The sequence below is a fragment of the Sphingomonas soli NBRC 100801 genome, from assembly GCF_001591025.1.
GTDB classification, from domain to species: Bacteria; Pseudomonadota; Alphaproteobacteria; order Sphingomonadales; family Sphingomonadaceae; genus Sphingomonas; species Sphingomonas soli.
In genome coordinates, this window is the sequence record NZ_BCTZ01000001.1 from 337,840 (window position 1) to 362,909 (window position 25,070).

23 protein-coding genes and 1 pseudogene are annotated in these 25,070 nt (G+C 64.9%); 11 read left to right on the forward strand and 13 right to left on the reverse strand.

The genetic code is table 11. The features are described 5' to 3' along the window. The first annotated feature begins 89 nt into the window (after positions 1-89). The 3 genes from SSO01S_RS01620 to SSO01S_RS01630 are packed head-to-tail and all read left to right on the forward strand — an operon-like array spanning position 90 to position 2,370. Positions 90-1,709 (forward strand): DNA polymerase III subunit gamma/tau, encoded by a 1,620-nt coding sequence (locus SSO01S_RS01620; RefSeq protein WP_066794097.1) that lies wholly within the window; start codon positions 90-92, stop codon positions 1,707-1,709. After that, a complete protein-coding gene (locus tag SSO01S_RS01625; protein WP_066794100.1) occupies positions 1,706-2,029 on the forward strand; it encodes a YbaB/EbfC family nucleoid-associated protein in 324 nt (107 codons plus the stop codon). Before SSO01S_RS01620 ends, SSO01S_RS01625 begins: the two co-directional genes overlap by 4 nt. Before the next feature lie 56 nt (positions 2,030-2,085). Further along, positions 2,086-2,370, forward strand: a complete 285-nt coding sequence (locus SSO01S_RS01630) for a hypothetical protein (RefSeq protein WP_066794101.1) — start codon at positions 2,086-2,088, stop codon at positions 2,368-2,370. Here SSO01S_RS01630 and mtgA read toward each other — a convergent pair whose 3' ends face one another. The 3 genes from mtgA to SSO01S_RS01645 all read right to left on the reverse strand — a co-directional run bounded on the left by mtgA (position 2,371) and on the right by SSO01S_RS01645 (position 5,352). Beyond that, the gene (mtgA, locus tag SSO01S_RS01635) at positions 2,371-3,036 is read right to left on the reverse strand and encodes a monofunctional biosynthetic peptidoglycan transglycosylase (RefSeq protein ID WP_066794104.1); all 666 of its coding nucleotides are present in this window, start codon (positions 3,034-3,036) and stop codon (positions 2,371-2,373) included. It lies immediately after the preceding gene. Positions 3,037-3,441: 405 nt separating this feature from the next. After that, positions 3,442-4,347 carry an RNA polymerase sigma factor RpoH gene (gene rpoH, locus SSO01S_RS01640; protein WP_066794107.1) on the reverse strand — a complete coding sequence of 302 codons (906 nt, stop codon included), beginning with the start codon at positions 4,345-4,347 and terminating at the stop codon, positions 3,442-3,444. A 54-nt stretch (positions 4,348-4,401) separates the two neighbouring features. Beyond that, positions 4,402-5,352: an RluA family pseudouridine synthase gene (locus SSO01S_RS01645; RefSeq protein WP_066794110.1), complete on the reverse strand. Its 951-nt coding sequence runs from the start codon at positions 5,350-5,352 to the stop codon at positions 4,402-4,404. Between the two features lie 18 nt (positions 5,353-5,370). Between SSO01S_RS01645 and SSO01S_RS01650 the strand changes: the two genes are divergently transcribed. Next, positions 5,371-5,760 (forward strand): M67 family metallopeptidase, encoded by a 390-nt coding sequence (locus SSO01S_RS01650; protein ID WP_066794113.1) that lies wholly within the window; start codon positions 5,371-5,373, stop codon positions 5,758-5,760. A gap of 18 nt (positions 5,761-5,778) precedes the next feature. On the opposite strand, the pseudogene SSO01S_RS01655 reads toward SSO01S_RS01650, so the two are convergent. Both SSO01S_RS01655 and SSO01S_RS01660 read right to left on the reverse strand, forming a co-directional pair. Then, positions 5,779-6,273, reverse strand: a pseudogene (locus SSO01S_RS01655) (PQQ-dependent sugar dehydrogenase family protein); the annotation flags it as partial. After that, complete coding sequence (locus SSO01S_RS01660) at positions 6,204-7,355, reverse strand: cadherin repeat domain-containing protein (protein WP_439646546.1); 1,152 nt, start codon at positions 7,353-7,355, stop codon at positions 6,204-6,206. The pseudogene SSO01S_RS01655 and the gene SSO01S_RS01660, both read right to left, overlap by 70 nt. Positions 7,356-7,534: 179 nt before the next feature. On the opposite strand from SSO01S_RS01660, the gene SSO01S_RS17420 reads away from it, so the two are divergent. Continuing rightward, positions 7,535-7,681, forward strand: a complete 147-nt coding sequence (locus tag SSO01S_RS17420; RefSeq protein WP_157073579.1) for a lmo0937 family membrane protein — start codon at positions 7,535-7,537, stop codon at positions 7,679-7,681. A 143-nt stretch (positions 7,682-7,824) separates the two neighbouring features. Here the strand turns inward: SSO01S_RS17420 and SSO01S_RS01665 are convergent, their stop codons facing one another. From SSO01S_RS01665 to SSO01S_RS01675, 3 genes are all read right to left on the reverse strand, one after another. Next, positions 7,825-9,357, reverse strand: a complete 1,533-nt coding sequence (locus SSO01S_RS01665; RefSeq protein ID WP_066794120.1) for a tryptophan halogenase family protein — start codon at positions 9,355-9,357, stop codon at positions 7,825-7,827. A 140-nt stretch (positions 9,358-9,497) separates the two neighbouring features. Further along, positions 9,498-9,806, reverse strand: coding sequence for a hypothetical protein (locus tag SSO01S_RS01670; protein ID WP_066794122.1), 309 nt, complete (start codon positions 9,804-9,806; stop codon positions 9,498-9,500). A 15-nt stretch (positions 9,807-9,821) separates the two neighbouring features. Beyond that, a complete protein-coding gene (locus SSO01S_RS01675) occupies positions 9,822-11,327 on the reverse strand; it encodes a L,D-transpeptidase family protein (RefSeq protein WP_439646547.1) in 1,506 nt (501 codons plus the stop codon). A 198-nt stretch (positions 11,328-11,525) separates the two neighbouring features. Between SSO01S_RS01675 and SSO01S_RS01680 the strand changes: the two genes are divergently transcribed. From SSO01S_RS01680 to SSO01S_RS01700, 5 genes are all read left to right on the forward strand, one after another. Beyond that, a complete protein-coding gene (locus SSO01S_RS01680; RefSeq protein ID WP_066794131.1) occupies positions 11,526-12,872 on the forward strand; it encodes an MFS transporter in 1,347 nt (448 codons plus the stop codon). Between the two features lie 255 nt (positions 12,873-13,127). Continuing rightward, positions 13,128-13,571, forward strand: a complete 444-nt coding sequence (locus SSO01S_RS01685; protein ID WP_066794134.1) for a cupin domain-containing protein — start codon at positions 13,128-13,130, stop codon at positions 13,569-13,571. A 10-nt stretch (positions 13,572-13,581) separates the two neighbouring features. Continuing rightward, positions 13,582-14,733 carry a Gfo/Idh/MocA family protein gene (locus SSO01S_RS01690; RefSeq protein WP_066794136.1) on the forward strand — a complete coding sequence of 384 codons (1,152 nt, stop codon included), beginning with the start codon at positions 13,582-13,584 and terminating at the stop codon, positions 14,731-14,733. Between the two features lie 114 nt (positions 14,734-14,847). After that, positions 14,848-16,203 (forward strand): Gfo/Idh/MocA family protein, encoded by a 1,356-nt coding sequence (locus tag SSO01S_RS01695; RefSeq protein WP_066794139.1) that lies wholly within the window; start codon positions 14,848-14,850, stop codon positions 16,201-16,203. A gap of 10 nt (positions 16,204-16,213) precedes the next feature. Continuing rightward, positions 16,214-17,227, forward strand: coding sequence for an oxidoreductase (locus SSO01S_RS01700; RefSeq protein WP_066794142.1), 1,014 nt, complete (start codon positions 16,214-16,216; stop codon positions 17,225-17,227). Here the strand turns inward: SSO01S_RS01700 and SSO01S_RS01705 are convergent. The 4 genes from SSO01S_RS01705 to SSO01S_RS01720 form a co-directional block, all read right to left on the reverse strand. Further along, positions 17,224-19,446 (reverse strand): beta-glucosidase family protein, encoded by a 2,223-nt coding sequence (locus SSO01S_RS01705; protein WP_083942767.1) that lies wholly within the window; start codon positions 19,444-19,446, stop codon positions 17,224-17,226. The two genes, SSO01S_RS01700 and SSO01S_RS01705, sit on opposite strands and share 4 nt — an antisense overlap. Positions 19,447-19,581: 135 nt before the next feature. Further along, positions 19,582-21,627, reverse strand: coding sequence for an NAD(+) synthase (locus tag SSO01S_RS01710; RefSeq protein ID WP_281178661.1), 2,046 nt, complete (start codon positions 21,625-21,627; stop codon positions 19,582-19,584). Then, entirely contained in the window at positions 21,624-22,127 is a 504-nt protein-coding gene (locus tag SSO01S_RS01715; RefSeq protein ID WP_066794148.1) for a CinA family protein, read from the reverse strand. Before SSO01S_RS01715 ends, SSO01S_RS01710 begins: the two co-directional genes overlap by 4 nt. Before the next feature lie 87 nt (positions 22,128-22,214). Next, on the reverse strand, positions 22,215-22,925 hold the full coding sequence (locus tag SSO01S_RS01720; protein WP_066794151.1) for a murein L,D-transpeptidase catalytic domain family protein: 711 nt from the start codon (positions 22,923-22,925) through the stop codon (positions 22,215-22,217). A 258-nt stretch (positions 22,926-23,183) separates the two neighbouring features. On the opposite strand from SSO01S_RS01720, the gene SSO01S_RS01725 reads away from it, so the two are divergent. After that, complete coding sequence (locus tag SSO01S_RS01725; protein ID WP_066794154.1) at positions 23,184-23,885, forward strand: L,D-transpeptidase family protein; 702 nt, start codon at positions 23,184-23,186, stop codon at positions 23,883-23,885. Positions 23,886-23,910: 25 nt separating this feature from the next. On the opposite strand, the gene SSO01S_RS01730 is transcribed toward SSO01S_RS01725, so the two are convergent. After that, on the reverse strand, positions 23,911-25,062 hold the full coding sequence (locus tag SSO01S_RS01730) for an aminotransferase (protein WP_066794157.1): 1,152 nt from the start codon (positions 25,060-25,062) through the stop codon (positions 23,911-23,913). Between the last annotated feature and the right edge of the window lie 8 nt (positions 25,063-25,070).

Consider the following 25,070-nt stretch of genomic DNA (forward strand, 5'->3'; position numbering starts at 1 on the left):
TTCCAAGCCGCCGCCCGCGCATAGTCGACCGGGCGATGCGGCGGTCGGCGGGCTTCGACAGCGTCGCCCTTAGGGGCTAGGAAGCGGCTATGTCCGATTCCCTGCTTGGCCTCGACGAACCCCCGCAGCCACGCGATCAAGCGTATCGCGTGCTGGCGCGCAAATACCGGCCGCAGACGTTCAGCGAGCTGATCGGCCAGGATGCGATGGTCACTACGCTGGGTAACGCGATTCGGCGCGACCGGCTGGCCCATGCGTTCCTGCTGACCGGTGTGCGCGGGGTCGGCAAGACGTCGACCGCGCGGCTGATCGCCAAGGCGCTCAACTGCGTCGGGCCCGACGGGCAGGGTGGTCCGACGATCGATCCGTGCGGCGTCTGTGAGCCCTGCGTCGCCATCGCCGAGGGCCGCCATATCGACGTGATCGAGATGGACGCTGCCAGCCATACCGGCATCGACGATATCCGCGAGATCATCGAGGCGTCGCGCTATTCGGCGGTCTCGGCGCGCTACAAGATCTACATTATCGACGAAGTCCACATGCTCTCCAAGGCCGCGTTCAACGGCCTGCTCAAGACGCTTGAAGAGCCGCCGGCGCACGTGAAGTTCCTGTTCGCCACCACCGAGGTGAACAAGGTGCCGGTGACGGTCCTCTCGCGCTGTCAGCGTTTCGATCTGCGGCGGATTTCGGCGGAGGCGCTGGCGGCGCATTTCGCGATGGTATCGGAGAAGGAAGGCGTCGAGGCCGAGCCCGAGGCGCTGTCGATGATCGCCCGCGCGGCGGAGGGATCGGCGCGCGACGGGCTCTCGATCCTCGATCAGGCGATCGCCCATGCCGGGATCGAAGGCGAGGGCGTGAAGGCCGATGCGGTGCGCCAGATGCTGGGCCTGTCCGATCGCGGGGCGATCCGCGAATTGTTCGGGCTGCTTCTGAACGGCGATGCGGGCGGCGCGCTGGCGGCGCTTCGGCTGCAATATGACATGGGCGTGGACCCGCAGGCGGTGCTCAAGACCTTGCTGGAAACCGTTCATGGCGTGACGCTGGTAAAGCTGGGCAGCGACGCGACGGCGGGGCAGTCCGCCGAAGAGATGAAGTCGCTGGAGCGATGGGCAGCGGGGCTGAGCTTCCCGATGCTGCACCGGCTCTGGCAATTGCTGCTCAAGGGGCATGACGAAGTCGCGCGCGCGGCGCTGCCGATCGAGGCATGCGAGATGGCGCTGCTGCGGGTGATCCACGCTTCGCAGCTTCCCGATCCGGGCGACCTTGCCCGGCAGATCGCCAGCGGCGTAGTGACGGCGACTCCAGCCGCGCCCACAGCACCCAAGGAGAATGCGCTGCCCGGCACGATGGCAGAACTGGCGGACCATCTGGAGCAGAACCGGCGGCTGCAACTTGCCACTCAGGTTCGCGATTATCTGCGCCCGGTCCGGTTCGATGGCAGCGAGGCCGAATTTGGCGCGGCGCGTCCGCTCCCGCATGATTTCCTACGCGACCTGGCCGCCGCGCTGCGGGACACGACAGGGGTGAATTGGCGCCTGCGGCTTGTCGATGGCGCGAGCGAACCTACGTTGCGCGAGCTACAGGCTTCGCAGGAAGCGGCCGAGCGGGATGCGGTGCTCCGCTCACCGATGGTCGTTGCGGCGTTCGAAGCATTTCCCGAAGCCGAGCTGATCGGCTGGACCAAGAACAACCGGAGCAATCAGGCATGAAGAGCCTCGAAGATATCATGGCCATGGCGCAGAACGTGCAGGCCGAACTGACCAAGGCGCAGGCCAATCTCGACACGATCGAGGTGGAAGGCGTGTCGGGCGGCGGGCTGGTCAAGATCCGCTGTTCAGCCAAGGGCCGTATCATCGGCATGGATATCGACGATTCGCTCCTGAACCCGAGCGAGAAGGGCATGCTGGAGGATTTGCTGGCCGCCGCATTCAACGATGCGCGCGCCAAGGCCGATGCAGCTTCGCAGGAATCTATGAGCAAGATGACTGCGGGCCTGCCGCTGCCGCCGGGCTTCAAGCTGCCGTTCTGATTGCGGAACCATCGACCAGTTCCTCGGTTGCTCCCCCATCAATTGGGAGTAATCAAATGGTTGAGCGTGTTACCGAGCGTACGGACGGCGTTACCAGCGAACGCGTTACCGAAAGCCATGGGGCAGATACGGTTGTCGTCGAGCGGCGTGGCGGCGGTGCTGGGATCCTGATCGGACTGGCGGTGCTGATCCTCGTGGTGATCGGCGGAGTCTATCTGTTCAACCAGAATGCCCGCGAGAATGCCAAGACCAACGCCGTGACGGCCGCCGCCGAAAGCGTGGGCGATGCGGCCAAGGATGTGGGCGACGCCGCGAAGGACGCGGCCAAGAAGATCGATTGATCAGCGCAGGCAGGCGTCGAGACCGCCACCTGCAACAACGCCGATCCGGGCGTTGATCGAGTTGCCATAGCGCCGCGTGAAGCCCCTCGGGTCGATCGCGGCGCGCTTTTTTGGAAGCGGCAGGACGGCGGCGATCGCCGCGGCCTCGCGGTCGGTGAGGCGCGAGGCGTCATGCTTGAAATAGCGCATGCTCCCGGCATTGACGCCATAGGTCCCGATGCCGGTCTCGGCGACGTTCAGATACACTTCCATGATCCGGCGCTTGCCCCAGATATTCTCGATCAGGAAGGTGAAATAGGCCTCCAGCCCTTTGCGGAAATAGCCGCCTCCCTGCCACAGAAAGACGTTCTTGGCAGTCTGCTGGCTGATCGTGGACCCGCCGCGAATCTTCCCGGTGCCGGTGGCATTGCGTGCGGCGGCTGCCGCGATCGCATTGAAATCAAAGCCGTTATGCTCGCAGAATCGTGAGTCCTCCGCTGCGATCGCCGCCCGCGCCATGCTGGCATCGATCCGGCTGAGCGGCATCCAGCGCTTGGTGGCACCGTGGCCCGCGATCATGTCGCCGATCATCGTCCAGGTAATGGGCGGGGCGACGAACTTATAGACGACGACCATACCGACCGACAGCAGCAGGAAGGCGAGGATAAGCTTGATGATCCACCCCATGATGCGCCGCCCGAACGACCTGCGTTGGGCAGCTTTGGGGGCCGCGGGCGGTTGCGCGGGAGCAGAGGGCCGCTGGCCGGCACCCAGCCGCCGTGGGGGAGCCGATATGGGCTCGAGATCGGGAAGCGGCCGCTCACCCAGCGGTCCGAGCGGCTCGGCAGGGGCGGGCGGTTGGTAGGGTGGCCACGTATCTGGCGCGGCGATCTGGACCGGCGCGGATTTCCCCGCATCGTCCTCGACCTGCATCGACAGATCGGGTTCAGGCCCGGCGGGGAGCGCGGGTGCAGGGGTTTGCGGTTGCTGGTCGCGATTGCCGTCAGCCATTCCAGCACGATTGGAGCAGCGCATCGCTCACCGCAACCATCTCCTCGCGTGCCAATCGTGCCAGGGTGAGGCGGCGGGCGTTTAGCCCGCTGTCACCATCCGTCGTTCGCCGGCCAGGCGCATCATCGCCTTTTGCAGCTTCTCGAAGGCGCGGACCTCGATCTGGCGCACGCGCTCGCGCGACACGCCATAGACCTGGCTTAGCTCTTCGAGCGTCTTGGGATCGTCGGTCAGGCGACGTTCCGTCAGGATGTGCTTCTCGCGCTCATTGAGGTCGTCCATCGCCGAGACGAGCATTTCGTGGCGGACATCGGCCTCCTGCGCATCTGCGACCACCGCATCCTGCAGCGGCGCATCATCCTGCAGCCAATCCTGCCACTGGCTCTCGCCATCCTCACGCATCGGCACGTTGAGCGACGTATCGCCCCCCATCGCCATGCGGCGGTTCATCGAAATGACTTCCTCTTCGGTCACGCCCAGATCGGTGGCGATCTTGGCGAGATGCTCAGGGGAGAGATCGCCATCATCAAACGCGTCAAGTTTGGCCTTCATCCGCCTGAGATTAAAGAATAATTTCTTCTGAGCGGCGGTCGTGCCCATCTTCACGAGGCTCCACGAGCGCAGGATGAATTCCTGGATGCTCGCGCGGATCCACCACATCGCATAGGTGGCCAGACGGAAACCCCGATCGGGCTCGAACTTCTTCACGCCCTGCATCAGGCCGATATTCCCTTCGGAAATCAGCTCGCTGACTGGCAGGCCATAGCCGCGATAGCCCATTGCGATCTTCGCCACGAGGCGCAGATGCGAGGTGACCAGCTGGGCCGCAGCCTCGGTATCGCCATGCTCCTGGAAGCGCTTGGCGAGCATATATTCCTGCTCGGGTGCCAGGATCGGAAACTTCTTGATCTCGGCCAGATAGCGGTTGAGGCTCTGCTCACCGCCAAGCGCGGGGATCGTCGCTGGGACATTGCTGCCATTTGCCATGATCCAAAACTCCCTTTCACATGGCGCACTAACCGAAAACGGGTGCGCCGAAAATCATACCAAGAGGTTAGCGTACAGTTCCTGCATATCGGCAGGCATTTCGCTATCGAACGCCAAAGCGTGGCTTTTCACAGGGTGAATGAACCCCAGATGGGCCGCGTGCAAGGCTTGGCGGCGGAAATTCAAGGTTTCCAGAAGCGCACGATGCTTGTTGGAACCTCCATATACCGGGTCTCCCAATAATGCATGGCCGATGGAGGCCATGTGGACGCGGACCTGGTGCGTTCTTCCGGTTTCGAGGCGGCATTCGATAAGATCCGCATGCCGAAGTTGGCGCACGCGCCGCCAATGCGTGATTGCGTGCTTTCCACTTCCCTCTCGAACAACCGCAATCTTCTTGCGATTAGTTGGCGACCGCGCGAGCGGCGCATTCACGCTTCCCACCGGCATCTTCACGTGCCCGTTGACGATCGCGTGATAGCGCCGGTCGATCGAGTGGACCTTGAACTGCTCCGCCAGGCCGACATGCGCCCGATCGGTCTTCGCCGCGACCATCAGCCCGGACGTATCCTTGTCGATCCGGTGGACGATCCCCGGCCGCGCCACGCCGCCAATGCCCGACAGGCTGCCCTGGCAATGGTGGAGCAAGGCGTTGACCAGCGTGCCATCGAGATTGCCCGCGGCGGGGTGCACAACAAGCCCGGCCGGCTTGTCGATCACGATCAGATGCTCGTCTTCGAACACCACATCGAGCGCGATGTCCTGCGCCTCGTTATGCGCGGGGGTGGGATCGGGCACTTCGAGCCGGAACAGCGCCCCGCCGGGAAACTTCCTCGCGGGATCGCGCACCAGACCATCGGGGCCGGTGACCTGACCGTTGGAGATCAGCGCCTTGATCCGCTCACGCGACAAGGTGGGCACGGCCTCCGCAAGCGCGCGATCCAGACGCCAGCCATCGGCCGTGTCCGCAATGCGTGCTTCAATGATGGAAACCCCCGGGCGCATGTTTTACCGTAGATGGGGATGAGGGTCGAAATTTCAAGGTGTGTTGTCGAACTAATCCAGCGCGAGGCGGAAGCGGCCGCGCCACTGGAGGCGTGCGGGCTGCTGTTCGGCGAAGAACATTTGATTTCCGGCGCCGAACCCTGCGCGAATGTGGCCGAAGAGCCCGATACGCGCTTCGAGATCGATCCCGCTGCCCTGTTCGCGGCGCTCAGGGCCGAGCGGGCAGGGGGACGCCGGATCGCGGGCTATTGGCATTCGCACCCTAGCGGAGAGGCAAGTCCTTCCGCGACGGACGTCGCGATGGCGCAGCCTGACGGCAAATTGTGGCTCATCGCCGGGGGCGGCGATCTTACTGCCTGGCGCGCGACGCGTGCGGGCCTGGAGCGGTTGAAGATCGAATTGCGCTGATCGCGGCGCTCCCTGAGGCTAGCGCTGACGCATCCGGAACAGTTCGCCATCCGCATCCAGAATATAGAGGATCGGACCGCCATAGCTCGCGGCAGGATAGAAGCCAAAGGCAATCGGCCGGTCGATTGCGCCGGCAAGGGGCACAAGATCGGCGTTTCGGGCAGTGAAGCCGGCTTCGATCGTCGTGCCTTGCTGGATAGAACTATAGGGCACGCTCCAGATCGATCCGGTGACCTCGTCAGCGAACAGATATTGCCCGTTCAGCGGGGTGAACGGGCCGGTATAGACCAGGCCGGCCACCACCGCCTGCCCCTGCATCGGTCCTGTGCCGAACCGATATTGCAGCACCGGATTGATCACCCCCGCAGGTGCGCTTCCGGTCACGGTCTGGGTGCCCTCGCGGAAGGGCCAGCCATAATTGCCGCCGATATCGGACGGGCGGATCAGGTTGATTTCCTCCATCCGGCCGTCGCCACTGTCGCTGACCAGCAGGTCCGGGCCGATGAAATGACCGGTGCGCGGGCGATGGAAGCCATAGGCAAAGACTTCCGGCGCGCCATCGCCGCCATTGGCATAGGATTGTCAGCAGGAATGCTGTAGGGTGGGGGAAACGGCCCGGTATCGATCGCGCGGCGCATGTTCGGCTTTACCCGCAGGATCTTGCCAAGGAGCGATCGCTTGTTTTGCGCGTTGCCGTTCGCCGTACCGGGCGCGCTGCCGTCGCTCGTGCTGATATAGAGATATGTGTCCGGGCTGATCCCGACCCACGCGTCGACATCCGGACGCCCGCCATCAATCGAAAGCACCGGCACGGCGCTCAGGAGAGAGCGGGTGCATGTGCGCGTGAAGTCACAGAAAAGCGCGTAGATATCGATCTGACCGGTGAGAGACACGGTCGCCACGAACACGTCGCGCTGGGTCCACATCGGGCCGGTCGCGATCGACGTAATGCGGTTTGGGAAGGTAGCCGCACCACAGCCGTAACGGTCCGGCACGCCTGCCGAGCCGTGCTCGTAAGGGCCTATCCCGAACTGCCCGCCAGTTTCATCGGCGAGCATGGGAACGCTGCCGCCCGAGGACACATCGACGGGCCTGATCAGGGTGACGGAGAGCCGCTCGAGCACCGGATCGGCGACATTGGCGATGAAGATCGGCAATGGGAGAACCGCCGTGCCGCCGCGTCCGTCGCTTGCGGTGATCTGGATGTCATATTGGTTGTTTGCGCCGGCATCCGTCGGCTTCTCAAAATCGGGGGGCGTGACGAATGCGAGTTCTCCGGATGCGGAGATCGTAAGCAGGGCAGCATCCGGCCCGCCCGTGATCGAGAAGGTGATCGCGTCGCCGTCCGGATCGGTCGCCGTCGCGATATAGACCGTTCCCGTTTTCCCCTCGTCGAGTATCAAGCGGTTTGACGAGGTGAAGGCCGGGGGGCGATTGGGCGCCGCGGTCGGCGTGGGTGTGGGTGTGGGAACCGGGGTGGGGCTCGACGCGGACCCATTGTCGCAGGCGGAAGCCAGCAGCAGGCCGGCGATTGCCACGTGCCGCCAGGCCGCGGCGCCCGAGCTGCGCAAACTCCCTTTGAGCCAAGAATGCACCGCCGGTCCGGCCAGTCCATATCTGTGCTTTCGCGAAGGTACGCGTGACCTGACGAACGGCAACGCGAATCACGCGCTGGAAGCGCGATCGCATGCGGTTCGATCCGCGCTCACGCGCCCATGCGGGAACGTTCCGGGCGCGCAACACGTTGCTAGGCACTCATATCCGGGAGAGTGTCATGCTTTGGACGATCGCCGTAATTCTCGTCATCCTCTGGCTTCTGGGCTTCTCGTTTCACATTGCAGGCGGACTGATCCACATCCTGCTGGTCATCGCTCTGGTCGTGGGGCTGATCCAGCTCTTCAGCGGCCGCCGCGTGGTCTAGAATTTTGAACAGCCGTCATCCCTGCGGAAGCGGACACCCGGAGCCAGGCAGGGTGTTGCCCGGCAACCCTGGGTCCCCGCTTTCGCGGGGATGACGATTCAAGATGTTCGGATCTCGCTCCAGAAACTCCGGGGTGAACGACGCTAGGTGCCAGCGTTGATCTGCGCGATAAGCGCGCGGTGCGCAGGCAAATCCTGCATCGCGCGTTCGCCGAAATTGCGGATGCGCTGGAACAGCTTGTCCGCGCCGGCGACATTCGGGAAATCCTCGCGGCCCGCCGAGAGATCGGTGCGGAAGCCCATGCCGTATAGGATATATTGGTAGTTGAAGAAGGCGAAGCTCTCTACGTCCAGCGTGAAATCGTAGCGGCTGGGCGGGCGATAGCGCCATTCCTCCAGCAATTCGCGCAGCCGCTCGGGGATGGTGGCCGGATCGGCATTTTCGCGCCAGAAAGGCTCGGTGCGCTGGCTGAGACAGTAATGCAGCTTCAGGAAATTGACGATGTTGTCGTAGCGCGCGGCGATGAGCTGGTTGAAGCGGCGCGCGGGTGCGTCGATCGGGCCATTATGCGGGAATAATTCGGCGATCATGCCGATCGCTGCCTCGATCAGCAGCACGCCTGTGGATTCGAGCGGTTCGAGGAAGCCGCCCGAGAGGCCGACCGCGACGCAGTTCTTCACCCATTGCTTCTCGCGATAGCCCGCTTCGAACGCGATGCGCCGGGTTTGATATTCGGCATCGCGAGGACCAACATAGGCGCGCAGGATCGCCTCCGCACGGTCTGCATCGATATGGTCGCTCGAATAGACGCAGCCGATGCCGCGCGCGCCCGCCAGCCCGATATCCCAGGTCCAGCCCGCCTCATGCGCGGTGGCGATGGTGAAGCTCTCCAGCGGCGCATCGGGCCGCTCATAGGGCAGCTTGCACGTGACGGCGGCGTTGGCGAACAGATGGTTGCGCACCGATTTGAACGGCACCTGCATCGCCCGCCCGATCAGTTCGGAACGAAAGCCGGTGCAGTCCACATAGAGGTCTGCGCTGAGCGCGCCATGTTCGGCGGTGGCGATTTCGGCGATGGCGCCGGCTGCGTCGAGCGTCACCTCGCGCAGCGTGCCCTGAAGGTGCCGGACGCCCAGTTCGCGGGCGCGCTCCGCCAGCACCTGCGCCAGGCTCGCCGCGTCGAAATGATAGGCATAGTTGAGCGGCCCGTCGAAATCGCCTTCGTGCGGGCGCTTGGGCGCGCGGCGGGCATTCGCCACGCGATTCTGGATCGTCACGGCCTCCGCAAAGGGCGGGCGCGTGGCTTCGTCCTGGAGAAGCCAATAGGGAATGAGGTTCGCGCCATCGGCATAAAATGGCGGCTCGAACGGGTGGAAGAAATGGCTGTGCTCGCCATTTTCGGGGGTGCGCACCCAATCGGTGAAACGGATGCCCTGCTTGAAGGTGGCCGAAGTCTCACGGATGAAGCGGCTTTCATCGATCCCGAGGAATTTCAGCGTCTCGCGGATCGTGGGGAAGGTGCCTTCGCCAACGCCGATGATGCCGATATCGGCGGATTCGAGCAACGTGATCTCGAGCCGCCCATGATCCGAAAGCTCAAGCGCGCGGGCCAGATAGGCCGCGGTCAGCCAGCCGGCCGTGCCGCCACCTACGATCAGGATGCTGCGCTTGGCCATGGCGGCGGCCTAGCCGAGCGCCAGTATCACCCCGGCCTCGTACCGGGGCCCACCGTGCGGCACGCGATGGCATTCCGGTTGGGGACGCATCGTTTGCGGCGTGGCGGACCCCGGCACAGGGCCGGGGCGACGGAGTGGGATCACTGCGCGGGCTTGGCGGCCGAATCGCCGCTTTCGTCGCGATTGACGCGCGCGGTCATGCCGGTGGCGTCGGCATCTTCGGTGGTCTGCTCGTCGGCGGTGAGCGTCGCGGTGGGCGCCGGGGCGGTGATCGCGACGTTGGTGACAGCTTCGGTGGGCGTCTCGTCAGGAGCGATGTTCACCAGATCGCCGGTTTCGACGAGATTGGTCACGTTGGTTTCGGCGACGGGCGCTTCCTCGGCCTTGTTCTGGCAAGCGGCGAGCGCGAGCGCGGAAACGGCAAGCAAAGCGATGGTCCTGGACTTCATGTTCATTCCTCTTGTTTAGCGTGCCGACACTGCAGCGGCGGTGATGGCGGAGCGTTTCTCGATCTTGGCCGCGAGCGTCTTGTCCCAGCCATAGGGGTCGGCGCGGAAGTTCATCGTGCCGTTCGCGTTGGCAAAGGCCGTCCAATACAGCAGATAGACCGATACCTGGTCCTGCTCCTGCAGCTTCACACGCAGCGTCTTGCCCTTGGCGAGCTCGGCCTGGATCGCCTCGGGCTGCCAGGCGGGATCGTTGCGCAGCAGCAGCTGCGCCAGCGGGCCGGGCTTTTCGAGCCGGACGCAGCCATGGCTGGCCAGGCGGCTGAAGCTGGCGAAGGTCGATTGCGACGGGGTGTCGTGCAGATACACGGCATAGGGATTGTCGAAATCGAACTTGTAGAGGCCAAGCGCGCTCTTCGGCCCGGGCTGTTGCTGGAGGCGGCGGTTCGCGCCGGTGCCGATGATCTTGTAGCCCTGTGCCTTGAGCGCGGCTTCGCCCTTGGGCCAAAGCTCCTTGGTCGCGATGCTGGTGGGCACGTTCCAGGGCGGATTGAGCACGATCGAATGGATCTTCGACTGGAGCATCGGCGTCTCGTTGCCCGGACGGCCGGTGACGGCCTTCATCGACGCGATCGGGGCATCGCCCTCGAACACGGTGAGCACCGCGGCGGCGATGTTTACCTGAATGCGCTTGGCCGGAAGCTCCGCTGGCAGCCAGCGCCAGCGCTCCATATTGGCCATGATCTGGCGGACGCGATCGGCGGCGGGCACGTTGAGCGCGCCGAGCGTGCCGGTGGAGACCACGCCGGTGGGGTTGAGCCCGTAGCGGCGCTGGGCGCGGATCACGGCTTCCTTGAGCTCCGCGTCGAACTTGTCGCCGGTGGCGACAACCTGGCTGTCCTCGACCGCAAGGCGGGTGCGCAAGGCGGCGACCCGCGCGCCGGAAGCGCCGAGCGCGAGATCCGGACCGGCGGCCAACCTGGCCCAGCCGCCCGCAGCCTCGATCTTGCGATAGGTGGCGAGCCCGCCCTGGAGCGCGTCATACCCGGCATAAGGCGGGGGCAGGGCACGCAGCCACTGCGCCAGCCGGTCTCGTTTCACGGCGTCCGCAAAGCCGGGCAGCGGGTCATAAGCGACGGGGCGCAGGCCCCAGTCCTCCTGAAAATCGCTCGTGTCGAGCCTGCCCGAATGGACGGCGCGGGCATAATCGAGCGCGGCGCGCACCAGCGCATCGTTGCCCGCAGGGATGGGAGCACGCACGCCATCGTGGCGCAGACCCTGCGCGAAGCCCGCATCGGCGAGCAGCGACGCGAGCAGCTGCGCCTGTGCGGGGCTGAGCACCGGCAAGGGGATGGGGGCGGGGACAGCCTGTACCATCGGCGCGGTCTGGGGCGTGGCTGGCGGCGTGGCCTGGGGCGCGGACGGCACCTGCTGCGCGAACACCGGCGCGCCAAGGGCTGCCACCGCTACCGCCAACAGACCGCCGTTACGCCATGCGCGGCCCGATTTCGCGTCGCTCGTCACTCGCTTTTGCTCCCGCTCGCCCGCTACCTCGCGGGCCCGCAACCTGAATCTCTCTTTCAATAGGCAAAGCCGGGGCATAGCGCGAGAGACTATTGCAGCAAATCGTGCCGAAGCTTGACAGTGCCAACGTTGTCGGCCCAACTTTGCCGCACAAGCCGCCGCGCGCGACGCGGACAGGAGAGTTGCAGGGAGAGAGAAGTGGCATCGGCCCGTTCGACACAGACGTTGGCGGCGTTCGCCGCAGTCACCACCTTGTTCTTCGCCTGGGGTTTCATCACCTCGCTGATCGACCCGCTGGTCGCGGCGGTGAAGGGCATCTTCACGCTCACCGACGTGCAGGCGCAGCTGGCGACCTTCGCCTTCTTCATCGCTTACGGCGTGATCTCGTTTCCGGCGGCGACCCTGGTCGCGCGGCTCAAGTCGATCCCGGCGATCCTGACCGCGCTGGGCATGATGATCGCGGGATGCCTGGTGATGCTGGTCGCGGCCAATCTGGCGGTGTTCAGCCTGGTGCTGCTCGGTCTGTTCATCCTCGCGAGCGGAATCACCATCCTGCAGGTTGCGGCCAATCCGCTTGCCGCCGCACTGGGCGATCCGAAGCGCAGCCATTTCCGGCTCGTGCTGAGCCAGACATTCAATTCGGTGGGCACCTTTATCGGGCCGATGCTGGGCGCCGAATTGTTCCTGAAGGGCGTCGAGGTCAAGGAAGGCACGGCGATCACCGAAGCCGTGCGCGCGCAGGCGCTGGCGGGGATCGATCAGGCCTATTTCTGGATATGCGGGCTGATCGCGGCGCTGGCATTGTTCTTCTTCCTCAGCCGCCGGGTGGTGAGCGAAGCTGCGCCGCCGCCCTCGGTGGAGGCGCAAGGCAGTCTGGGCGCGCTGATCGCCGATGCTTTCTCATCGAGATGGGCCCTGTTCGGCGGGCTGGCGATTTTCCTTTACGTCGGGGCCGAAGTCGCGATCGGGGCGCAGATGGCGTTCTTCCTGAACAGCGACGCGGTTTGGGGCCAGTCCGACGCACTCTTTGCGCTGCCGCTCGTCGATCATGTCGTGGCGCGGGACGGGGTGGTGGGCCTGTCGCTGGAGCAAGCGGGCAAGGCGACCGCGCTATATTGGGGCGGGGCGATGGTCGGCCGGGCGATCGGATCGGCGCTGCTCACCGTGGTGCCGGCCAATCGGTTGCTGATACTGTTCACGGCGATCGCCGCCGGCATGTGCCTCTATGTCTTTGGCGTGGGCGGGGTGAATGCCGGCTATGTCGCGCTGGCGATCGGGCTGTTCAACTCGATCATGTTCCCGGTGATCTTCACGCTCACGCTGGAGCGCTCGACGGCGAGCGAGGAAGCGACTTCGGGGCTGTTGTGTACAGCGATCATCGGCGGGGCATTCGTCCCGGTAGCAGTCGGCTGGGTCGCGGGGATGCACGGTTACAGCTTCGCGATGATCGTGCCGGCGCTCTGCTATGTGGTGCTGTGCCTGTTTGCGATTGCGGCGGGGCGTGCCGCGCCGGTTCGCGCCGGGGGCGCTGCTTCGGTGCATTGAGGGGGGACCCTTGCCGCCGGTTGTCACCCCCGGCGGCAAGGACCTATCTGGTGCGCGTGCACACCGAACCCAGACCAGACACCCGCGCCCAATGCCGGGTCCGCAACGTGTAACGGCTGCGTGTACGAAAACTTGCGCAGGCATGCGGAAGACCGGGTGGCAATATTCTCAGACAAATGGGGTTCCCACCCGGCGATTATGGGGTAGACTGGCTGCCGACGCGGACCACCGCGCAGGCAGAATCGGGAGAGGGATATGCGAATCACGCGCTGCGATGTGCTGGCCGCAGCGATTGCCGGCTGCTGCGCATTTGCCGCCGGAGCTGTTGCGCAGGGCCATGAAAAGCTGGGTCCGGCGGTGTTCGACTGGGACAGGATGGAGGTCAAGGAGACCGATGTCGGTGCGATCCGCAACCTGATCCGCCAGCCCACCGCGACGCTCGACGAGCTGGAGATGCACATCACCACGCTCAATCCTGGCCTCTCGTCGCATCCACCGCATACGCATCCCAACGAAGAGCTGGTCATCATCCGCGAAGGAACGGTGGAGGTGCTTTCGGGCGGCGAATGGAAAAGGCTGGGTCCGGGATCGGTGATCTTCAACGCCAGTAATTCGCCGCACGCGCTGCGCAATGTCGGGACCGCGCCGGCGACCTATCACGTGATCAACTGGAAGAGCCCGGCGACCCCGGCCAAATAGGAGAGACTGGATGGATCGTCGCTCACTGCTTGCCGGAGGTACCTTTGCCGGGATCGCAGCGGGATTGCCCGCCGAGCTTCTCGCGCAGAGCGTGACGTCGGGCAATGCGCCTTCGTCCGAGACGGCGCCCGCAGGGCCGGATCCGGCCGCGAAGCACCGCATTGATTTCGCTGCGATCGGGATGGATCATGCGCATATCTATGGGATGTGCGACGCGGTGATCCGCGGCGGGGGCACGCTCAAAAGCTATTACACCACCGACCCGAAGCAGATCGAAGCTTTCGGCAAGCGCTATCCGGGTGCGAAGCTGGCGCGGAGCGAGGATGAGATCCTTGCCGACAAATCGATCAAGGTGGTTCTAAGCGCGTCGATCCCGGATCTCCGCGCGCCGCTGGGCATCCGAGTGATGCGCGCGGGCAAGGATTATCTGGGCGACAAGCCGGCGATCACGACGCTGAAGCAGCTGGCCGATGTGCGTCGGGCGGTGAAGGAGACGGGGCGCAAGTTCGCGATCATGTATTCCGAGCGGCTGGAATCGCGCGCATCGGTATATGCCGGGCAGCTTGTCGAGCAGGGCGCGATCGGGAAGGTGATCCAGACGGTGAACCTGGCCCCGCACCGCGTGGGCACCGGGCGCCCCGATTGGTTCTGGGACAAGCAGCGCTATGGCGGCATCCTGACCGATATCGGCAGCCATCAGGCCGATCAGTTCCTGTTCTATACCAAGAGCACGACCGCGAAGGTGGTCGCCTCGCAGACCGGCAACATCAGCTGGAAGGACAAGCCGGGTTTCGAGGATTTCGGCGACATGATCGCCACCGGCAGCGGCGGCACCGGCTATATCCGGGTGGATTGGTTCACCCCCGATGGCCTGCCTACCTGGGGCGATGGGCGGCTCTTCCTGCTCGGCACCGAGGGCTATATCGAGCTGCGGAAGTACCTCGATGTCGCGGGCAGGCCGGGCGCCAACCATCTGCTGATGGCCGACAGGAACGGCGTCAAATATGTGGACTGCTCCAAGGTCAACCTGCCGTTCGGGCCGCAATTCGTGACCGACGTGGTCGAGCGGACGAGCACGGCACAGGATCAGGATCAGGCGCTGCTCGCCGCCGAACTCGTGCTGATCGCCCAGAAGAACGCCACGCGACTGGTGATCGCGTGACGCCCGTTTCGCCATCCCCGCGAAAGCGGGGACCCAGAGCCACGCAGCGTAACGCCAGATAACCCTGGATCCCCGCTTTCGCGGGGATGACGTGGGAATGCTTGGAGAGCCCAGATGACCCAGATCACGCGTCGCACTATCCTGAAATCCGCCGCCACCGTCGCCGCGCCGATGATCGTGCCCGCCAGCGTGTTCGGCCAGAACGCGCCGAGCAACCGCATCAATGTGGGCACGATCGGGGTGGGGCGGATCAGCCGCATCCACGACATGAAGGAAATCCACAAACATGCCGACGCGCATATCGTGGCGGTGTGCGACGTGGATACGCGGCGGCTGGGTGCCGGGCAGCAGATGGTCGATGACCGTTATGCGCAGAGCACGGGCAAGAATTATTCGGGAACGCGCGGCTATACCGATTATCGCGAGCTGCTCGCGGCGAAGGATATCGACGCGGTGCTGATCTCGACCCCTGACCACCAGCATGCGCCACAAGCCGTGCATGCGGTACGGGCCGGGAAGGACGTGTATCTCCAGAAGCCTGCCTCGCTGACGATCGCCGAGGGCCGGATCATGGCCGATGCGGTGAAGGAAAGCGGGCGCGTGCTCCAGATCGGATCGCAGCAGCGCGCACAGGAGCCCTGGCCGCAATTCCACCGCGCCTGCGAACTGGTGCGCAACGGGCGGATCGGAAAGCTGAAGCATGTCGAAGTGGGGCTGCCCGGCGATCCTTCGGGGCCCGAAGCACCGCCCATGCCGATCCCGTCCGCGCTCAACTATGATGCATGGCTGGGGACGACGCCCGAAGTCTATTACACCGAGCTGCGGGTCCATCCGCAGAACAGCTTCGAGGACCGCCCCGGCTGGCTGCGCTGCGAACAGTTCGGCGCGGGCATGATCACCGGCTGGGGTGCGCACCATATCGACATCGCCCATTGGGGCATGGGGATGGAGCATTCGGGCCCGGTCGAGATCTGGGGCACGGCGGAGTTCCCCAAGAGCGGGCTGTGGAACGTGCACGGGCCGTTCGAGACGCATGCGCGCTATGCCAATGGTGTGACGATGACAGTATCGGGCGCGCTGCCCAATGGCGTGAAGTTCATCGGCGACAAGGGCTGGATCTTCGTGACGCGGAGCGGCGCGGTGACGCCCAGCGATCCTGGCGGGCCGCAGATCGTGCCCTTGCAGGCGAGCGATCCCAAGATCCTGACCAGCGTGATCGGGCCGAACGAGGTGCAGCTATACAAGGCGCCCGAGCAGCACCGGAACTGGCTGGACGCGATCAAGACGGGCGTTCCGGTGAGCGCATCGGCGGAAGTGGGGCATCGCGGCTGCTCGACTTGCCTGCTCCACTGGATCGCGATGAAGACCGGGCGCAAGCTGCGCTGGGATGCGAAGGCGGAACGCTTTATCGGGGATGATGCGGCGAATGCGATGCTCAGCCGGCCGCAGCGGGCGAAATACGCGATTTGATGGAGCTGCGATGATCCGCGCGGGACTGATTGGTTACGGACTGGGCGGCATGGCGTTCCACGCGCCGCTGATCCACGCGGTGCCCGAACTGGAGCTGGCGGCTATCGCGACCTCGCGCGCGGATCAGGTGCATGCGCGCTTTCCGCAGGTGCGCGTCATCGATGCCGATGCGCTGATCGCCGATCCCTCGATCGAGCTGGTCGCGATCTCCACGCCGAACGACAGCCATTTCCCGCTGGCCAAAGCAGCGCTGGAGGCGGGCAAGCATGTCGTGATCGACAAGCCGTTCACCAACACGGTGGCGCAGGCGGAGGAACTGGATGCGCTGGCAAAGGCGCGCGGGCTGGTGCTTAGCGCCTTCCATAACCGGCGCTGGGACGGCGATTTCCTGACCGCGCAAGCGCTGCTGGCGAGCGGGCGGCTGGGCGAGGTGCTGAACGCGGAGTTGCGCTGGGATCGCTATCGCCCCGAAGTCACCACCGCCTGGCGCGACATTCCCGAGGCGGGATCGGGCATCCTCGCCGATCTGGGCCCGCATTTGATCGATCAGGCGCTGCAATTGTTCGGCACGCCCGAAGCGCTGAGCGGGGATGTGGCGGTGCAGCGCCCCGGGGCGCTGACCGACGATTATTTCGAGATCGCACTCCATTACGGCAAGCGCCGCGTGATCCTTTCGGCGTGCCGCCTGATTGCCGCGTCGCGCCCGCGCTTCTCGCTGCACGGGACCAGGGGAAGCTTCGTCAAGTCGGGGCTCGATCCGCAGGAGCCGTCGATGAAGGTCGGCGGCAAGCCGGGCGAGCAACGCGAGGATCCGGCGTTTTATGGCGTGCTGACCCATGGCGACGGCATGACCGAGACGGTGCCGACACTGGAGGGCGATTATCGCCATTATTATTCGGGCGTCGGCCAGGCGATCGCAGGTGGCGGGGAGCCGCCCGTGACCGCGGCTGACGCGATCCTGGGGCTGCGGATCATGGACCTTGCCCGGCAGAGTTCGGCGGAGGGGCGGCGGATCAGCCTTTAGGGCCGCCAGCCGACCCCTAGCGTGCGTGCGCCGAGCCTGACCGACACGGTCTGCGCGACGTCGCGCGAGGAACTGCCGAGCATCACCTTGTAGCTGCCGGGCGCGATCTTCCATGCGCGCGCACCCTCGTCATACATGCCGAGAAGGCGCGGATCGACGGTGAGCGTCACCCGCGTTGATGCGCCGGGGGCCAGATCGACCTTGCGGAAGCCGCCGAGCCGCTTGGGTGCCTCCCAGCCCGCGCCGGAGACATAGACTTGCGGCACGTCCATGCCGCGCCGCTTCCCGGTGTTGCGGACGGTGAAGCTCACCGCGAGCGTGCCGCCCGCCGCCTTTGCGCTCAGCCCCGAATAGCCGAAGCTGGTGTAGGACAGGCCATGGCCGAACGGGAAAGCGGGCGTATCTCCCTTCGCGTCATACCATTTATACCCCACGGTCGCGCCTTCGGTGTAGCGCGTGTCGCCCTTGTTGGGTGCGCTGGGCTTGGGCAATTGATCCAGGCTGCGCGGGAAGGTCACCGGCAGATGCCCCGACGGATTCACCTTGCCGAACAGCACGTTCGCGATGGCGTCTCCGCCTTGCGTCCCCGGGAACCATGCCTCCAGCAGGCCCGCGACGTTGCCCGCCCAGGGGGTAAGCACGGGGCCGCCGGTCTGGAGCACTACCACCGTTTTGGGATTGGCCCCGGCCACTGCGGCGATCAGATCGTCTTCCTTGAGCGTCAGCGATACGTCGAACGCTTCGCCTGCCCATTGATTGGCGAAGACGATCGCGACATCGGCGTCGCGCGCTGCCGTGGTCGCCGCTACGGCGTCCGTGCCATCGACAAAGGTCACGCTCGCCCCCGGGGCCTGACGCCGGATCGCGTCCAGCGGTGCGTTCGGATAGTACATGACCGGGCCCGGCCACGTCTTTGGTTCCAGCCCGGGTACGGCGTTGCCGCCCACCGGATAGACCAGCGACGATCCGCCGCCAGCGAGCACGCCTTTGTCGGCATGGCCGCCGATCACTGCTATCTTCTTCACCGAGGGAGAGAGCGGCAGGATATCGCCTGCATTCTTCATCAGCACGATGCCTTGTTGGGCATCGGCGCGGCTGATATCGCCGTGCTTCGCGAGCATGGCGGGCGGCAGGTCCATCGGCGCTTCGGTGACCGGATGATCGAACAGCCCATGCGCGAACATCGAGCGGAGGATGCGTGACGCCATCTCGTCAAGCCGCGCCTTGGTCACCTCGCCTTTCGCGACCGCTTCCTTCAGCGGCGCGCCGAAATAGGGCTTGTCGTCGAACGGGAAGCCCGAATCCTGCTCAAGCCCGGCATTGGCGGCGGCGGCGGTGGAATGCGTCGCGCCCCAATCGGACATGACATAGCCTTTCCAGCCCCAATCCTTGCGCAGCACCTGAGTGAGCAACCAGGGATGCTCGCAGGCATGGACGCCGTTCACGCGATTATAGGCGCACATCACCGACCCCGGATCGGAGCGTTCGAATGCGAACTGAAAAGCGAGCAGATCGCTCATCCGCGCGGCGGCGGCATCGATGATCGAATTGCCGGTGTCGCGATCGGTTTCCTGATCGTTGATCGCGTAATGCTTGATGGTCGAGATGATCTTGTTCGACTGGATGCCCGCAATCTGCGCGCCGACCATCGTGCCGGCGAGCAGCGGATCCTCCCCGCCATATTCGAAGTTCCGCCCGTTGCGCGGCTCACGCATCAGATTGACGCCGCCGGCGAGCATCACGTTGAATCCCGATGCGCGCGCCTCTGCCCCGATCATCGCGCCGCCCTTGAACGCCAGATCGGGGTTCCATGTCGCGGTGGTGGCAAGGCCGGACGGGAGGGCGGTGCGCCCGCGCTTGCGCGCCGCGCCGCCCTGGGTCGCGACCCCCACGCCTGCATCGGTCTGCCATTGGGCGGGAATGCCCAGCCGCGGAATGCCGGGGACATAGCCCGCCGAACCCGGGCGGGCCTCTGCGGGAGCCTTGAAATTGTTGCGCGGCGGGAAATCGGTGCCGAAATAGCCGAAGACCAGGGTGAGCTTCTCGTCCTCGGTCATCTGCGCGAGCACCAGAGCGGTGCGCGCATCGGGGGACAGCCTGGCGTTCGACCACGGAGCCTTTGCGGGCGTTTGCTGCTGCGCGGCGGCGGGAAGGGGGGCTATGCCCGCAGCCAATGCGAACAGGGATGCTGTCGCGACGCCGCGCATGAACTTCGTCATAACTTCCTCTCCATCTGGCAGCGTTGTCATAAATCGGCGAGCCGATCGCGCTTGTTGGTGCGATTGATAGCCCATCATCGGAGGCGGGGCTAGTTCAGGCGGAGAGGGGAGTCGCTCACTCTGCGCTTGCGACCGCTACGGCAAATTTGCCTTGAGTTCGTCGAGCCATGGCCGCGCTACGCCGTCCGAAGGTGCGCGCCAGTCGCCGCGTGGGCTGACCGATCCGCCGGCCGAGACCTTCGGGCCGTTGGGTAGCGCAGAGCGCTTGAACTGGCTGGTCTGGAAGAAACGGAAGAGGAAGGTCTCAAGCCACCTCGCGATGGTCGCGAGGTCATAGGCGTGGCGGCTTTCTTCGGGGAAGCCGAGCGGCCATTGGCCGGCCTGCGCGTCCTTCCACGCGTGCCACGCGAGGAACGCGATCTTGGACGGCTTGAGGCCGTGGCGGATCACGTAATGGAGGAAGAAATCGTGGAGTTCGTAGGGGCCGATGCGGTCCTGCGTGCTCTGCATCTTGCCATCCGCATCGGCGGGGACGAGCTCGGGCGAGATTTCGGTGTCGAGGATCGCGCGGATCGTCCCCGCTGCTTCACCGGTGAACTGGCCGGTATCGAGCGTCCAGCGGATCAGATACTGGATCAGCGTCTTCGGCACGCCGGCATTGACGCCGTAATGGCTCATATGATCGCCAACACCATAGGTGCACCAGCCGAGCGCGAGTTCGCTGAGATCGCCGGTGCCGAGCACGAAGCCCTGGCGCTGGTTGGCGAGGCGGAAGAGATAGTCGGTGCGCAAGCCCGCCTGGACGTTCTCGAAGGTCACGTCATAGACCTGCTCGCCGCGCGCAAAGGGGTGGTCCATGTCAGCGAGCATCTGGCGTGCCGTTGTCGTAATGTCGATTTCGGCTCCGGTGATGCCCAGCGCATCCATCAGCTTCCACGCATTGGACTTGGTCGCATCGCCGGTTGCGAAGCCGGGCATGGTGAAGCCCAAAATGTCGCTGCGCGGGCGGCCGAGCCGGTCCATTGTCTTGGCGGCGACGATCAGCGCATGGGTGGAATCGAGACCGCCCGAAACGCCGATGACGATATGCTTCGATCCGGTCGAGACGAGCCGCTTGCGCAGCCCTTCGACCTGGATGTTGAAGGCTTCGTAGCAGTCTGCCTCCAGCTTTTCCGGCGTGTTGGGCACGAAGGGGAAGCGACGGAGTTTGCGGACCAGGCCGCGATCGGCGAAATCGGGCTGGTGGTCGAAGGTTATGCGGCGGAAGCGCGTTTCCGGGTGGCCATTGGCCGCGGCGCAATCGTTGAACGTACCCATCCTCGCGCGCTCCAGGCGCAGGCGCTCGAGATCGATATCCGCGCACTGGATTTCGGTGCTCAGTTCGAAGCGTTCGCTGGCGGCGAGCAATTCGCCCAGCTCGTAGATCAGCCCTTCGCCATCCCAAGACAGATCGGTCGTGCTCTCGCCCGGTCCCGAAGCGGAGTAGAGATAAGCCGCGACTGCGCGGGCGGACTGCGCGGCACAGAGCAATTGCCGCTCGCGGCTCTTGCCGATGACGATGTTGGAGGCGGAGAGATTGGCGAGGATCAGCGCCCCAGCCATTGCACCGAAAGTGGAGGGCGGCAGTGGCGCCCAGTAATCCTCGCAAATCTCGATATGCAAGGTGAAGTCGGGCAGATCGCTGGCGGCAAAGATCAGATCGGTGCCGAAGGGAGCGGTCTGGCCCGCCACGTGGATATCGAGCCCGGCCAGCCCCGCGCCGCTCGCGAACCAGCGCTTCTCATAATATTCGCGGTAATTGGGTAGATAGGTCTTCGGCACGACGCCAAGTACGCGACCGCGCGCAATTGCCAGCGCGCAATTATAGACCCGGCCGTTTCGCCGCAGCGCCGCGCCGACGAGCAATACGGGTTTCAGACCGGCGCTCCCCTCGACGATCGCGGCGATGCCCGCTTCGGTGGCGTCGAGAATCGCGTCCTGCAGATGCAGATCGTCGATGGCATAGGAAGTGACGTTGAGCTCGGGGAATACGAGCAGGTCCGCACCTTGCGCATCGCCCTGGCGAGCCAGCGCGATCGTCGCTTCAGCGTTAGTCGCAGGATCGCCTGCCGTCGCGATCGGAGTGCACACGCCGGCCCGGATCATGCCTTGGCGGTGAAGCGAATAGAAAGGATGGGTCACAGCGCCTCGCTCAGCATCTCAAGCCCGACGCGGATACATTCGATGCGCGCGGGGCCACGGCCAACATCGCCGAAATGTTCTTCCCGGTGCGCGGTCTCGCGACCGGTTCGCGCGCAGGCAAAGTGGACCAGTCCGGGCTCGTCACCGGGTGCGCCGCGCCCGGCAAATCCGGTTACCGAAAGGGCGATCTGCGCTTCGCTGGCCCGCAGTGCGCCTTCGGCCATGGCTCGCGCCACGGCTTCGCTGACCGGGCCGGCGCCCTCGATCAGTTCCGGGTCGATGCCCAGCAATTCGGCCTTGGCCTGATTGGAATAGACGACAAAGCCCCGCTCGAATGCGTGCGCCGCGCCTTCCACATCGGTGAGCAGCGAAGCGAGCAGCCCGCCGGTGCAGCTTTCCGCAGTTGCGATGCTGATGTTGTCATCGCACGCGCGCTCCAGGAGCAAGCGGGCCGCGCGGTCCACTTCGTCGGGCAAGACAGGAGACAGCGTTTCGCTCATGCAACGTCCCTAAACGCTCGAAAGCGGCGGGGCCAGCCCGCACGATGAGAGACGGCTAACGCTTTGTCGGCAGGCGGGTTTCCGCGATCACACCTTCGCCGAATAGATCATCCGGCCCGGCCCAAGGCGTTCGAACACCTTGGCCAGTTCCTTTTGACCGACCGCGAAACAGCCCTGGCTGCGGCCGAGCTTGCCGTGCTTCGCGACCATCTCGGTATTCGCGTACCAGGCCGAGTGCACGACGATCGCGCGGTCGAGGGCGTTGTTGTTGGTGGGGTCCAGCCCCAGCAGGCGCTGCGAATCGCCGTGCTTGCCGACATAATAGTCGCTGGTCAGGAACGCACCTTCGCAGGTCGCTTCGCTGTTCACTTCGTTCGAGAAGCGATGGAGCAGGCCGGTATGCTGGGGATCCGAGCCGATGCCATGCGAGACCAGGAAGGTTTCCACCTCACCCCGCCCAAGATGCACGAGATACAGGCGCGGCCGATAGGAAGGCATGGAGAAATCAACGACGGCGATGCGGTCGTGCGACGGTATTCGCATCGAATGGCGATCGAGCGAGGCAAGCGCCTGCTTGAACAATTCGGGACGTATGCCCAGCGGAGCGCGCGGCGCTGCCTTGACCACAGCAGGCGCGGCCGGGATCGGCGGGGGCGGCACATAGGCTGGCACCGGAACGATGGGAGCCACTGCGGTTTCGACACGCGAAACGCAGGCCGAAACTGCCGCACCGCTGGCCATTACAAGAGCCGACCTCAACATCGTGCGGCGCGTCTGCACCGAATCCAGATTCTGCATAGCTTCAATATTGCCCGCTGCTAAATCCCCGCAGCGCTTATATCAGAGACTTGCGGCCAAGTTCGCTGAACATGTGTCCCGCATCGGACAATTCGCCGCATCTGTCGCCCGTTTCGTCCTTTCGGACCTCAGTCTTGCGCGGTTGGGACGAAATTTATCGCAGCCGATTCGGCGATGGCACCAAAATAGGTTAATTTCGTTAAGGAATCGAAATCCCGGGCATCCGCGCCGGGCAAAAGGGTCCGGAGTTACTTCTCGATGCGCACCGGCTTTCTCGCCGTAATCCTGCTTACCAGCGCCACGCTGTTGCCCGCCGGCCCCGCCGCCGCGCAATCGAGCGCGACCGATACGATGCTGCCCTCCATCGATGCTCTGAAGCCTGGCGAGTTCCTTTGGTATCCGCATTACGAGCGGGCAAGCATCGGGGCGCCGGTGAAGCTCGTCATCAGCATCCCGCAGCAACTGCTCTTCACCTATCGCGGCGGCCAGCTGATCGCGGTTTCGACCGTGTCCACCGGTTCGGAAGGCCGCGATACGCCAACGGGTGACTTCACGATCCTCCAGAAAAAGACCTTCCACCGGTCGAACCTCTATTCGAACGCGCCGATGCCCTACATGCAGCGGCTGACCTGGGACGGGATCGCGCTCCACGCCGGCCACCTGCCGGGCTATCCCGCGTCGCATGGCTGCATCCGGCTGCCCAAGGAATTCGCCCGGCAGCTCTATGGGATCACGGCGATGGGCGGGCAGGTGTCGGTGGTCGATGAGTATATCTTCGATACGCCCGGCAGGGAGCTTACCGACCCTGCGCCGGTGCTGGTCGCGGATACCAGCCGCCTGGGCGGCGACGCGTTCGACATGGTGACGATGGATGGCCCGCCGCCCGCCAGCCAGCCGGCCTCCTGGGTCGGGGGCCCGGCGCGCGAGCTTGTGCAGCCGATTCCGCCGGGTTCGCGGTAATTGATATTCACCGCTGAGCGCGACGCTATGATAGGGCTGCGCGCGCAGCGACGATCCGCTCGATCGCCGTATCGAGCGTGGATTGTTCCTTCACGAAGCAGAAGCGCACCACGCTGGTGACCGGTTCGTCCGGATAGAAAGCCGATACCGGGATCGCCACGACGCCGGCCTCGATCAGCCGCTTGCAAAATGCCACGTCTCCCAGCGCGATACCCGAGGCGGCGAGATCGACCGACAGGAAATAGGTCGCGGCAGAGGGCAGGGCAACCAAACCCGCCGCTTCCAGCCCCGCCTTCAGCCGATCGCGCCCGGCCTGAAAGCCATGCCGCGCGGCCTGAACCCAATCGTCCTGCGTTGCCAGTCCCTCTGCCACTCCCCATTGCAGGTTTGGCGGCGTGGTGAAGGTGAGAAACTGATGCGCCTTGGCGAGCAGGCGGGCGAGGGGCGGGGCGGCGCACATCCAGCCGACCTTGAAGCCGGTTAGCGCAAAGATCTTGCCCGCGCTGCCGATCTTCACGGTGCGCTCGCGCATCCCGGGAAAGCCGATCAGTGGCAAATGGCGCGCGCCATCAAAGGTCACATGCTCCCACACCTCGTCGCAGATCGCGATCAGATCATGCGCCACGCAGAAATCGGCGATCGCGGCAAGTTCGCCTGCGCTCGACATTGTCGCCGTGGGATTGAGCGGATTGTTGAGGATCAGCGCGCGCGTGCGGCTGGTGACTGCCTCCGCAAGCGCCGCAGGGTCGATCCGCCATTCGGGCGGTTGCAGCCGCACGAACACCGGCACCCCGCCCGCCTGGCGGATCAGCGGGGCATAGGCATCGTAGAGCGGGGGGAAGCAGATCACTTCGTCACCGGGCGAGACGATCGTGAAGATCGCCGCGGCCAACGCTTCCGTCGCCCCCGAAGTGACGATCACTTCCTCTGCGCTTAGGTTAAGCCCCTGATGCCGCGCATAATGATCGGCGACCGCCTGGCGCAGCTCGGGCAGGCCGGGCATTGGGGGGTATTGATTGGATTTCGTCAGCAAGGCCCGCGCTGCGGCCTGGAGAACCGGCTCCGGCCCGCGGCCATCGGCGAAGCCCTGGCCCAGGTTGATCGCGCCGGTTTCGCGTGCGCGGGCTGACATGGCTTCGAAGATGGTGGTGCCCATCCCGGCATAAAGCGGGTTCATGCCGTCTT